The organism is Streptomyces sp. NPDC002566 (assembly GCF_042889585.1).
Classification (GTDB): Bacteria; Actinomycetota; Actinomycetes; order Streptomycetales; family Streptomycetaceae; genus Streptomyces.
Map to the genome: position 1 here is coordinate 30,191 of NZ_JBIARD010000003.1, position 12,896 is coordinate 43,086.

A 12,896-nucleotide genomic window follows, 5' to 3' on the forward strand; every position below is an offset into this window, starting at 1 on the left:
GCGGGTTTACTCGTCGCCGGAGGAGAAGATGTCGAGCTGTATGTCGACTCCCTCGACCTCGTCCAGGCCGAACAGTCCTCCGCCCAACTGGTCGACCTCGGAGACCTTCTTCGCCCTCCTGGCCGGACCCGCCTTCTTCGGCTGGGTCGGCAGACTCACCGTCGGGCTCGGCGGCGACGGCGGAGCCACCCGGGTCAGAGGACTGGTGCCGGGTGCGTGGCGGGGGCCTGCGCCCGGGGGCGGGGTGAGGGGGGTGACGTATGGAGCGCCGGACGCCATCTCCTCGTAGACGCGGGTGATTTCCTTCTTCGTACGCTCGAACAGCTCCGGCTTCCTGTTACGGAAGGCGCGGAAACTGTCCATGACGAGGTCGAGGTCCTGGCGCTCAATGCCGTAGAGGTGGAAGTACGCGGCGTCGAGCTCGGCCCGCATGAGGAAACGGCGTTCCTCATCCCATATGAAGGGGGGGTTCTCGTCGCCGAGGTACTTGGCCCAGGGAGCCATCTCATAGGAGGTGTAGGTGAGTTCAAGGACGCGAGAGCGGATCCAGGACTCGGGGAGCTGGTTACCGAGCCAGGGAACGGGCTTGGCGTATTCGTCGGGGGTGAGAACAGGGAGCTGCTCGAACGTGAAGTAGGCCAGGGAGGCGCCCGCGTACTTCTGCTTGGCTGCGAAGTCGAGGACGTGGGCCGAGAGGTTCGCCAGAAGCAGGTCCGGCGCGTGAGCCGGAAACATCAGAGGGAACTTGTGTCCCACGGCGGTCCGAGGCAGCACTGATGCAATGACCGTCCGCTGATCCGATGCACGGCACACATCACGCCACCCGAGCAGCCAGTCGTGCGGCCACTCCTCCCGCTGCTTCGCCAGATCCTCCGCCAGTCGCGCGTCGACCAGTGCCTCGGCCACCCAATGGCGTGGCAATGGCAGCGTCACAGGGTTCTGATGTGCGCCTGTGTCCAGCCTTGGCAGGGTGCCTTTGTTGATCTGAGCCTGCGTCGCGTTCTCGTACGTCGCGAACCGGCCATCAAAGTGGTGGGCGAACTTCCCCTCGTAGAGGGGCAAATGGCGCTCATTCCCCTTCACGAAGACGGTCCCGGTCCGAACCCAACCCTGCTGCTGGAGCCACTCGGCCGAGCGGAATGACTTCGAGTCCGTGGCCATGTCGAGCATCCGCAGGAACGGCCCCAGCGCCCAGGCGTTGGCCTCCGTCTCCCCTTGCGCCTTGCGCCAGAGAAGAGGCACCCGCTCGTAGATCCCCTGAAGCACACGCAGGTGCTTCTCACTCTCGCATACCGGCGCCGTCCGGCTGTTCGGGTTGATCCGCCGGAACCCCTCGGCGTCCAGCGTGAACTCCCGCGCGTCCAGCTGATCCGGCCGCCGCGCCCGAAACGCAAGTCGCACCTGCCCGAACTCACGGTCAGGCCCACCGAACGTGAACAGGCAGTAACGGTACTGGTTGTGCACGTCCGCAAACAGCTTCTCCTCGTTCTCCAGATCCAGCACCGTCGTCAGTTGTCGCCGCTCCACCAGATCCGCGAAGAATACCGACGTCGTCTTGTCCGTCGCGATCCCCGTCGGCAGGACCAGCCCCACCATCCCCTCCCTACCCAGCAGCATCCGCGCCTTCTCCGCGAAGACGGCATACGTGTTGACGTCGCCCTTGCCTGTCAGCGGGAAGATGCCCGAGTCGCGGAGCATATTGGTCGTGCCCTTGGACTCGCGCTGGGCGGTGAGGTACTCACGGTGGAGCTTGCGGTCGGCCTCGATCACCTGGCCGTGTTCGTCGACGGTCTGGAGGAGTTCGCTGATGCGCGCCTCGCGCTCGTTCGCCGTGGCCGCGTCGGCAACGTACGGGTTCTGGGCGGCGAACCACTCCTTCTTCTGGATCTTCACCCGCTCCCACGGTGGATTCCCCAGCACCGCGTCGAAGCCCCCCTGCCACCCTGTAGCCGGGTTCGCGTCCTCCGCCTCCCCGTCCTCCACCCGGAACACACGCGGAAACTCCAGGTGCCAATGGAAGAAGCGGTTACGGGAGACGATGTCGCGCAGTTCACGCTCGCCCGCACGCTCCCGCCACTCCACCTCCTCGTCCGTCTCCTCAACGACCTCCTCCCCCATCTTCGGCTCGGGCTTCGGGATGCCCTCAAGCTCCAGGCCCCGTTCCAGCTTGGCCAGCGTCCCTGTCGTGATGGGAACGGGCGCATCCGCGCGCTTCGGCCAGATGAACGCCGCACACCAGGCGTCGGCGACCTTCTTGAGCCGCTTGAGCTCCGGGTCACGCTCGAACTCCCGGTGCCGCTTGGCCAGTTCGCGGATGGCCGCGAGGCCCTTGTTGGCCGGGCGCTTCGCGGCCTTCTCGGCCGCCACCCGCACCGTCGCCGTGCTGGTGTTGGTCGCGGGCTCGCCGAGCTGGGTCTGGACCCAGACCTGGACGCCCTTGAGTTCCTTGCGGTTGCGGTCGCGGGCCTCGGTGACCGCCTTGGCCTCGTCGCCCTCCAGCTTCTTGAACGCCGTGTCGGGGATTCCTGACTCCAGCAGCTTCGGTGTCGTACCGAGCAACCCGTTGCCGACCTTGATGCGGTCGTCGAGGTAGGCCAGCGGCTCACCCGGGGTGAGGGATTCCAGCCACAGGGACACCTTGGCGATCTCCGCCGCCAGGGGGTTGATGTCGACGCCGTGGACACAGTGGCGTACGACCTTGGACATCGCCTCACGGATCCGCTCCGGCGCAGGCTCAAGCTCGTCGTCGTACATCTGGGCGTAGCGCAGAGCGATGCGACGGGCGGCCGCGACCAGGACATGTCCCGATCCACAGGCCGGGTCCACGAAACGGATCTTGAGCAGGTCGTCCGGGATGCCGGATGCCTCGCGCTCCTTGATCACCGGGTCGAGGGCGTTGTCCAGGAGTTTCTCGATCAGGACGGACGGTGTGTAGTACGAGCCGGTGGTCTTGCGTTTGTTGCCCGCCACCAGGTCCTGAAGCCAGAACTCCTCCTTCGCCGGGTTGTGGCGCGGGATGAGTTCCAGAAGGGATTCGTAGACGCTGCCGAGTTCGTCGGCGCCCAGGTGGCGGTAGTCGACCCGGCTGGGGCGGCCCTGGCGGTCGTAGATACGGGAAAGCAGTCTGACCGCGGGGAGAAGGCTCTCGTTCGGCAGGTCGGCGGCGCGCAGAGGTTCGGGGCTGCCGGGGAGCAGCGCCGACCACTCGTGTTCGTCGTCCTCGAAGCGGAAGTACAGGCCGCCGAGTTCGGGGAGCGCGAGCGCTTCGAGGCCGCCTTCCGCCCCGAGGGCGTTGAGGACGGTGCGCAGGCCGACCCACAGGTCGGTGTTGCGGTCGCCCGGCCTGCGGGACGCGATGCGGCGCAGGCGGGCCGTGGAGAAGTAGCGAGTGTAGAGGTCGCGGGCCTTGTCCAGGGCTTCGGCCTCCTCGGGGGAGGCGTTCTCCTGGGGTCGCAGCAGGAGGGCGTCGCGGTCCTCCGCCACGAAGAGGAACACCAGCTGGTAGGCCAGGCGGAGCAGTTCGTGGTGGAAGTCGTCCAGGGCCGCTTTGCCGCCTCTGGTGAGGGCTTCACCGAGTTGGGGATTGGCCTTGAGGAAGCCGCTGCCGAGGATGCCGAGGGCAGCCTTGACCTGGTTGCGCAGGCGGTCGCGGGCGCGGATGCCGGTCTCGATGGCGAAGGCGCGCCACCATTCGATGCGGCAGTCGGCGGGGGTCAGCTCGGCGATGTCGTCCACGGCGGTCGCCGCTTCGTCGAGCGTGCCCTCCTCTGCCTCGTCTTCCGGCTCGTCGGCGACGGCCGCCGCGCGGCGCTTCTTCTCCGGCTTGGGAGTCAGCTCGAAGCGGGAGGCGTGAAGCATCGCGTACAGGAGCTGGAAGTCCGCGAACTGGTCGCCGCCGAAGATCGCGTCGAGGTCGAACTCGACGTACGCGGAGCCGACAAGCGCGGTGGAGTCCCGCAGGACGCGCAGCACCCCGCCGTTGGAGAGCAGCGCCCATAGATGCTTGTCAGAGACGTTGAGGAGCTCCTGGAGCATCGACTGGGGGGCCCGGTCGTTGCCGATGGCCCGGTCGAGCTCGATGTCCCAGCGCAGGATGTGAATGGGCAGGTGGGACTGCCAGAGGTAGCTGACGCGGTACTCGCCCGACTTACGACCGGGGACGTCGATGCCCCGCCGTTTGTGCACGGCGGTACGGCCCGTGTAGCCCAGTTCGTCGAGGAGGACGCTCAGCCATTCCCGGTACGTCAGCTTCGCCGAGTCAGCCTCGGGGCCGAGCGCCGCGAGCTGCTCGCGGAAGGACGCGTACGTGGCCTTGAGGTACTCCCATTTGCGGCTGGCCGCGTCCTCCACGCGCACGCCGCGCGGCAGGCCGTAGTCGGCGGGGGCGGCACCGGGAAGCTCCCTGTCCCCGAAACGGATCTTGTTGATCAGGTCGGCGGAGAGCAGGGCGCCTTCGACACGTACGGCCGTGCTCGCCGGGAGGTGATCGGGGGCGAGAGTCGTCACCTGGAGCCTCCGGGGCGCTTGACGTACACGTAGACACCCAGCAGGTCGGGGTCGCCTGCCGGCTCAGCGGTAATGCGGCGGACCGCGGCGGCGCCGCGTGCCCGGCCGCGTTCGCCGGCGGCCTCACGTACCCGCTGGTGGGCGGCTTCGAGGCGGCGGGCGACATCGCGGCCGTGGGCTTCGAGGCGTTGTTCCACCTCGGCCTCGTCGAGCTCGTCGAGGGCGCGGCCGATCTGCTGCTCACGCATGGAGGGGATGGTGTTGCGGTCAGGGGAGGCGCGCAGCAGGTCCGCGATCTCGTCGTCGGTGAGCCATTCGCGGGAGCCGTCGTCGGTGGCGCGCCAGGCCAGCAGCTGGGCGTCCTCGGCGACCAGTTCCTGAGGCTTGCCCTTTTCCTGGCCGGTGCGGCGGGGAGGCAGGGTGAGGCGGAAGCGGTAGCGGGCCAGAAGCAGCACGGTGCGCGCCGAGACGGCGGTGGTGCGGATGACGCCGAGCCGCCGGGCGGGGCGGTCGTGCTCGCTCAGCTTCGGGTCGAGAGCGGAGTCCAGGACGTAGCGGGCCACGGCCCGTACGGCCGGGTCGCCACGGAAGAGGGCGTGCTGCCCCGCCGCGACCGGCAGGTCCTGCCGGAACACGAGCTCTGGGGCAGGCGTCGCCGTGCGTGCCCTGCCCTTCGCGGCCGTGCGCGCGGGAGCCGGAGCGGCCCCGGGGCCTTCGCCCTGGTCCAGGTCTTCGTAAATGCCGAGCGCGTGACGCAGCCCGCGCGGCAGCGGGCCCACTGGGGCGGTGAATCCGGTGGAGCGTGGGTCGGGGCGTACAGCCGAGCCCAACGCCTTCAGCGTCTCCCGGGTGAAGTCGGCGATGTCGGCGGGCTCGCCCAACGCCTGGTGCAGGGCCTCCAGTTCAGCCTGGACCTCATCGGGCCGCAAGCCGCTGTGGGCGAACTTGGTCAGTACCTTCGACTCCCGGTCGGCGGCACTCTCCCACTCCTTGTAGAGCCGTTCCCGCGCCTGGCTGAACAGCTCGTCCGTGCCGAAGTCGAGGGTGAGTTGCTCGTCCGCGCCCTGCCCGCGCACCAGAAGACTGTTGGCCAGCGCGCGCAGGACACCCTCACCGCCGTCGGGGACAGGGACGATGACGCCGATCTGGTCGGCGATGTCCCGGTGCTTGCGAATCAGGACGTTCAGGACGAGGCCGTCGATGCCGGTGTCGGTGTCGTACAGGGTGACGGCGCGGACCTTCTCGCGGGACTGCCCGAAGCGGTCGACGCGGCCCTCGCGCTGCTCGTGCCGGGTCGGGTTCCAGGACAGATCGTAATGGACGACGGCACCGAAGTCGTCCTGGAGGTTGACGCCTTCGGAAAGGCAGTCGGTGGCGACCAGGACATGCCGGCCGCGCTTGGCGGTGAGTTCGTCGATGCGGGCCTGGCGGGCGTCCGGGTGCAGCTTGCCCGTGACGGCGTCGACGTGGGCGCTGCGCCCGAGGGCGTCGGCCAGGTGCTGGGCGACGTATTCGGCCGTGGGGATGAAGCGGCAGAAGACGATCGGGTCGTAGCCGTCGACGAGGAGGCCCTTCACCTCGTCGACGAGGGTACGAAGCTTCGCGTCGGTGTCCGGGCCCGCGAGGGCTGCGGCCCGCTCGGCGAACGCCTTCAGCTTGCGGCTGCCCCGGGCGTTGTCGCCGATGTCGTCCGTGTCGAGGAGGGCGCCGGGGACCGAGTCCAACCCTTCGGTGGCCTCGTCGTCGACGAGTTCCATGGCGGCGGCGCGGCCGATCCGGTCGGCCTCCTCCTCGCTGCGGGCAGCGGCGAGAGCGGCCCGGACGGTGAGGGTCTCGACCGCGGCGGCGGGCGAGGACAGGACGCAGCGCAGCAGGGTCAGTACGGACCACCAGGTGAGGCGCTGCTTGAAGGAGCCGTCGGGGCGACGGACCTGCTCGCGCGCGTAGGCGATGACATCCCTGACGAACTGGGCGTATTCCGAGCCCAGTTGGTAGGGCAGCGGTCGCAGCATGCGGTCACTGGGGAACGGCGTGTCCTGGTCGAGGTAGCGCCTGATGTCGCGGCGGCGGCGCTGCACGAAGTGGCGGGCGAGGCGGTCGCGGTGCGCGGGCAGCGAGGGGTCGAGGCCCTTCAGGCCGGGGTCGAGCAATCCGGTGAGCTTGGCGAAGGCGTGGGCGTCGCCGCTGTGCGGGGTCGCGGTGACGAGGATCAGATGGCGGTTCTCATCCTGGGCGAGGGAACTGAGGAGCTCGTACCGCTGCTGGTGCCCGGTACCCGCGCCGACGCAGGTGTGCGCCTCGTCGACGATCAGCAGGTCGGGGCAGGTGCGTCGGAACGCCTCACGGCGGTCGGACTGCTTGATGAAGTCGGTGGACACGACCGTGTAGGGGTAGCGCTGGAAGAGCGTCTGCCCCTGCTCGACCCCCTTCTGGAGCCGGGCCGCGGTGGAGGGCAGTACCAGCTCCGCCTCCATGCCGAACTTCTCGCGCAGCTCGCTCTGCCACTGCTCGGCGAGAGATGGCGAGCAGAGCACCACCATGCCGGTGGCCGAGCCCTGCTCGATGAGCTCCTTGCCGATGAGGGCGGCCTCGACGGTCTTGCCGATGCCGACGTCGTCTCCGATGAGCAGCCGTACGGTGTCCATGCGCAGCGCCATCATCAGCGGTACGAGCTGGTACTGGCGGGGCTGCACCGAGATGGACGCCAGCGAACGGAAGGGGCCCGCTCCGTGGCTCGCCGCGATCCGCAGGGCGGTGCGCAGCAGCCCGGCGGAGGCAAAGTCGCCGACCTCTCCGGGTACCGCCTGTGGCCTACCGAAACCAGGGTCCCTGATCTCGTGCGGGAACAGCGCGGTGACGAATTCGCGGTCCCCGTCGAGAGGCTGGGCGATCACCAGTCCGCCGGGCGAACCGGGCTGCACTACCCAGTCGCGGCCACGGGCGGAGATCAGGTCGCCCGGGGCCCGGGGAGGCCTCGGCGACTGCGCTGAGGTACTGGGGAACGTCATCGAATGCTCCGTCCGGGGCCGAAGACGTCCGGGTGTGCACGCACGGCGTTCTCCCACTCCTTGGTTTCCGAGCCGGCCCGGATGACGAGCCAGCCGTCGTCGATCAACCGGAACTCGGCCTGTCGGTCGAGATGCCAGCCGCCCGGTTCGTCCACGTAGACGGCGACGTCCGCGCCAGGAAGGCGGTAGACGACGTCGGGGCGAGCCGGGTCGCCGGCTCGCTCGGGGTGCGTCTCGTCGGGGAGGCGGTGGCCCGAGCGGCCCAGCCACTCTACAAAGTCGGCGACCGGTCCCCGCGCGTGCTCCGTAGCCAGGGCGAGCGCCTGGGCCCGCTGCGCGGCGGGGGTCACCTGCCGCGCGCCCCGGGTGGTGGAGGCGGCCAGCCGCATCAGAAGGGGGACCGCCGCGTGCCGGTCGATACGGGTGTGGAAGCGTTGGTTGCTGTACGTGAGCAGACAGTCGTAGCAGCCCCGCTCGCAGCGTTCCACGGCACCGGGGGCCCGGTCCAGGTCACGGCCGTCGCCCGGGTCGACGTGAATGATCCGCAGAGCGGCCCGGGCGACCTCGGCGAGCGCTTCGGGGTCGTCGTGGAGGAGCCGGAGCACCCCGGCCCCGCCTTCGGCGCCCTCGATGAGGAGCATCCGTCCGCGTTGTTCGTCGTCCGGGAGGTCCTGGCTGTCCAGCTCGGCGTCCTCGAGCTGGTAGCGGGCCTCTATGCCGCGTTCAAGGGCATAGCGGAGGGTGACGGCGACCGTTTCGTCCTCGACCGGTTCGGCCAGGCGCAGCACGGCGATGTTCTTGCGGTCCTCGACATAGGGGATGACCTGGAGGGTGCGGTCCGCGGAGGCGAACGGGGTAAGGGCCTCGTCCTCGGCCGATGCCTCCTGGATCTCCCCCGCCTTCTTGGCGCTGAGCCACCTGCCCTGGATGGGGTCGAGCCAGAAGCCTCGGTCCGCGGGCTGCTTCCGCTTGCGGCGGCCGATGTTGAAGACCCGGACCCGTGCCGTGTCGCCGTAGCTCACGGTCAGCACCGGACCGTCGTCGTCCGCAGCGGTGGCGTCCAGCCGCCCACCGCCCTGCGAGAACTGGTAGCCCGTCAGCAACTCGAAGCCGGATCTGAGCCGTTCTTCCTCGTCGGAGGAGATCCGGCGTACCGGTGAGGCGTGGACGGTGGACAGGAGCATGGTCCGGCTCAGTGTGAGGGAGAGGGGAACCTCACAGTCGTCGCACCGATCGACCCCGTCCGAACGGTCGTGCCAGGTACCGCAGTTGGCACAGATCCGCACGTCGCTTGTGGCGACCTGTCCCGGGGTGGCGCCCATGGGGACCTGGACCCGGTCGACGGCGTATCGCTGACCCTCGTGGTAGATCAACGCTCCGGGGCCGAACTCGGAGATCGCGATGAAGCGGGGGCGCTGGATGTACGCCCCGTTCCTCTGTCCGAGGCGTCCTTCCCCACGCTGCCCGGGAATGTAGGCGGCGAGCGGGAGGCGGGGGAAGGAGTAGCCGGGGAGGAACCCCTCGGAGGCGAAGTAGCGGTAGGTGTAGAAGTCGCTGAAGGACTCCTCACTGTCCTCGTTGCGCAGCAGCTTCAGCTGGTTCTCGGCCTCGGCGCGGCGTGCCTGGGCAACGCGTCGGCTGCGAGGATCGACCGAGAGGTCCCCCGCGATGCGGTGCTGCTCCTCGCGCTCGGCGAGCGCCGCACGGTACAGGCGGCGCCAGCGCTCGCAGTCGTCGTCGAAGCGGCGCAGTGCGGTGCGTACGACATCCTCGATCCAGCCGTCGTACCACCAGGTGGTGCGTGCCCGGAGGTCGCCGAGGAGCGGTTCGAGCACGGCGGTGGCACGGTCGATGGCCCGGCGGCGGGCCGCCTCGCTGTCGAGCTGGGTGCGCATGGCCTCGGTGAGCCGGAGCGGCACCGGTTCGCCGGGAGCCCGTGCGACAGCTTCGGCGTCGATGAAGTCGGTCATGCGCCGGCCGAGGGCGGCTCCCGTCTCGGCCAGCCAGATCGCGTGGACGTGGCTGCGCAGCAGCTCCTCGTTGGCCAGGTCGAGGCGGGGCGGTGTGACACTTCCCGCGACCATCAGCTCGGGGCGCCGGAAGTAGTACTGGTCGTGGGCGCTGCCTGTCGAGCAGTACGTGGTGACCAGCGCGGGCTGCCCGGAACGGCCGGCCCGGCCCGATCGCTGGGCATAGTTGGCCGGGGTGGGCGGGGCGTTGCGCAGCGCCACCGCGTTCAGGGTGGCGATGTCGACACCGAGTTCCATGGTCGGCGAGCAGTACAGCAGGCTGAGGTCACCCTCGCGGAACGCCTTCTCACGCTCCTCCCTCAGGTCGGAGGGGACCTGCGCGGTGTGCTCCCTGGCTTCGAGACCGAGCAGCTGTGACGCGGTGTCCCGGTAGAGGTTTCTGAAGTAGGTGTTGACGTGCGGCTCGGCGTCGGGATCGCCGACCTTGCGCAGCGGGTCGGGCTCGGGAGCGAGCCCGTCGCCCGGCAGCCAGCGCAGCGCGGCGGCCCTGACCTGGTGGCCGCGTGAGCCGTCCCGCTCCTCGCGGACGATCGCGACCAGGCCCTGAGTCTCCAGGACGCGCAGCAGACCCCGGATCACCGCATCCGCGTCCGCCACGGACATCCGCTTCCCGGCGAGCCCGGGGATCTCGCGGAACTGGCCGGGGCGGCGCAGGAAGCGTCCGTAGGCCCCGAGTCCGCTGAGGTAGATGGCCTCGCCGGAGGGGGCTCCCTTGGGGCCGCTGCCGGGGAAGGCGACTCGCGAGGGCACGCCGGGCTCCTTCGGGGGGAGCGCCCAGACGCCGAGCAGGTGGGCTTCGGACTGGCGCCGGAGCTGGTCGAAGCCTTCCTGCGTCAGCAGCGGCTCGTCGACCGCCAGTGAGCGGCGGAGCTCGTCCAGGAGGACCCGGGCGAGGTGCTCGCGGTGTTCGGGGGAGTCACCGGCGAGCGCGGCGGGTGCGTCCTGCCAGCACTCCTGGTCGGCCGCGATCTCCCGCAGGTCGGTGTACTCGAAACGCAGCAGCCCGGTCTGGGTGAGGTTGGGCATGGTGATGCGCCAGCCGCGTTCGAGGTCGGCGTTGACGCGGTAACCGAGGACCGCTCGCAGGGCCGAGCGGGCGGATTCCCGCTGGCTGTACTTGGCCCCCGGATTACGGGCGAAGGCCTCCATGGGCAGGCCCAGCGCTTCCTCGACGGCCTGCGGCAGCGCGTCATGGCGCAGTCCTGCCGGGCCCGCCGCTGCAAGTGCCCGGTAGAGGGCGCCGCGGATCTGGGTGACCTGGGCGAAGTCATTGAAGTGCCCGGCCTGGAGGCTGGCGTCCTGGCGGTTGTCGACAAAGGTGAGGAGCTTGCGTGCCCGCTCGTCGATGTCCTGCTGGCCACGCAGGGACCGCACCACGCTCGAGCTGATGAGGGAGACCGCCGAGCTACGGCCCTCGGCCGCGAAGGTCGCGAGCTTCGCGAAATCGCGGGCGCGCAGTTGTTCGTGGCTGACGCGACAACGCAGGCAGAAGCGGAAGGGAGCAGCGATCCACCAGGCGCGCAGGCCCTGCCCTTCTCCCGCGAGGACCGTTCCGTCCGGAGCGATGCGGACTTCGCGCGGGACGTCGCTGCTGCGGGCCTGCACGATGGCACGGGTCCCGGCCTCGGTGGTCTCCACCCAGCTGTCCGGGAGTCGTGCCAGGATCTCGTCGGGCGCGGTCGGCCAGGGCCGCTCCTCACTGACGTACAGGTAGCCGTCGCCGTCCTCGGCCGGCGCCTCGGGGTCCCTGCGAGCGACGAAGCGTGGCCCGGCCGCGCCGTCCTCTCGGGTCATCACCAGATATTCGTGCCCGCAGTCGCGGCAGAACGCCAGCGGGATCAGCGGCTTGTCCCGCTGCGCGGGCACACTGACCTGGTACTGGCTGGTCAGATGGCGCTGCTCTGCCGGTTCGAGACTGGTGTAGACGGTGTCGCCCTTGGAGAGGAACTGGTGCAGCCTGAAGGCGAACAGCGGGCGTCGGTGTTGCGGGTGCAGCGCCTTCGCACCGGCTCTGAGAATCGCCTCGATCGCAGTGCGGCACACCTCCTGGCTCTCGCCGCAGTCCCCACTCAGGACGGCTGCCGCGGCGGGGACGGTCACCGGAGTCCTGCGCACCAGTCGTCCGTCGGCCTTCTCGTCCTCGACCAGGCCGAAGGAGTCCTCCACCCAGATGGCGAGAGGATCGGCCTTCAACACCGAATAGTCGTGTGACAGCGCGTGCGGTTCCCGCTCGGCACGGCGGACCGCCTCTGCCAGCGCCGCCCTGCGTTCGGCGGCGGGCAGCGCAAGGTGGGCCCTCGGGTCGGTGGACCGTTCCAGGGTCTCGCCGATCACATGCTCGGGCCGCACCGGCGTGCCGAACAGCCGGGTGGCGACGTCCGCGACCTTCTCCTGGGCGTCCTCAAACGTGGCAGCGCTGGCCATGGTGGCGGACGTACCGATGCACTGAAGGCGAGGGGCGGCGCAGGCGTCGCGGAGCCTGCGCACCAGGAAGGCGACATCCGCACCCTGCCGACCGCGATAGGTGTGCAACTCGTCCAGAGCCAGAAACCTGAGGCCCTGGGCCGCCCCGATGAGTTCCTCCCGCTCGTGGGGACGCGTGAGGAGATACTCAAGCATTACGTAGTTCGTCAGGAGAATGTCCGGCTTGGAACGCAGCACGGCCGCCTTTCCCTCGGCATCCTCCTGGCCGGTGTACCGGGCGAAGGTAACTCGACGATCCGCCTCTGGAATTCCCCATTTCAGATACCGGGCGAGTTCGTATTCCTGGCTGTTCGCGAGTGCGTTCATGGGGTAAACGACGATTGCCGAAATGCCGTCGGGGTTCGGGTGGCGCAGCACCTCGTTGACGATGGGAACAATGTAGGCGAGACTCTTGCCGGATCCGGTGCCGGTGGTGAGGACGTACGAATGTCGACGAGCCGCCGCATCGATCGCTTCTCGCTGGTGGCGGTGGAGGGTCAGAGTCCGGGAACCGGGATCGTCCGAGTGTTCCTTGACACGGAAATAGTCGCGGCACATGGGATGCAGGACTCCGGCATCGACGAGTTCGGCGACCGTACCACCACTGCGGAAATTCGGATTGAGTGAGATGCGAGGGTCAGGCCAGCGCGCCTTACGCGCACGCTCCTCTTCGAGGTGTTGCCGGATATCCCTGTCCCGGACGGATACCAACGAACTCGTGAAGGCGTCGTAATCGCTGATCAGATTTTGGTGGACCCCAAAGACGTCCATCTTGGTCTGCGCTCCCCTTGCTGCTGTGCGGCTCCGCCGGCACCGTTGCCCGAGAACGACACCCCCTGGTCGCCGACGGTTCATCAGCCTACTGCCTGAGCGCTGACTGAACCCGCGA

3 protein-coding genes are annotated in these 12,896 nt (G+C 69.2%); all 3 read right to left on the minus strand.

The features are described from left to right. Positions 1–6: 6 nt before the first annotated feature. Genes ACFYXA_RS12960 through ACFYXA_RS12970 form a run of 3 tightly spaced genes read right to left on the minus strand, consistent with a single transcriptional unit; the run spans position 7 to position 12,778 of the window. Positions 7–4,506 (minus strand): Eco57I restriction-modification methylase domain-containing protein, encoded by a 4,500-nt coding sequence (locus ACFYXA_RS12960; protein WP_389031825.1) that lies wholly within the window; start codon positions 4,504–4,506, stop codon positions 7–9. After that, positions 4,503–7,514, minus strand: coding sequence for a helicase-related protein (locus ACFYXA_RS12965; protein WP_389031828.1), 3,012 nt, complete (start codon positions 7,512–7,514; stop codon positions 4,503–4,505). The genes ACFYXA_RS12960 and ACFYXA_RS12965 overlap by 4 nt, the downstream gene beginning before the upstream one ends. Continuing rightward, entirely contained in the window at positions 7,511–12,778 is a 5,268-nt protein-coding gene (locus ACFYXA_RS12970; RefSeq protein WP_389031831.1) for a DEAD/DEAH box helicase, read from the minus strand. The genes ACFYXA_RS12965 and ACFYXA_RS12970 overlap by 4 nt, the downstream gene beginning before the upstream one ends. Between the last annotated feature and the right edge of the window lie 118 nt (positions 12,779–12,896).

Bases quoted from the DNA above. Each gene is read 5' to 3' on its own strand.
- ACFYXA_RS12970 (WP_389031831.1), bottom strand. From the start codon at position 12,778: ATGGACGTCTTTGGGGTCCACCAAAATCTGATCAGCGATTACGACGCC.
- ACFYXA_RS12965 (WP_389031828.1), bottom strand. From the start codon at position 7,514: ATGACGTTCCCCAGTACCTCAGCGCAGTCGCCGAGGCCTCCCCGGGCC.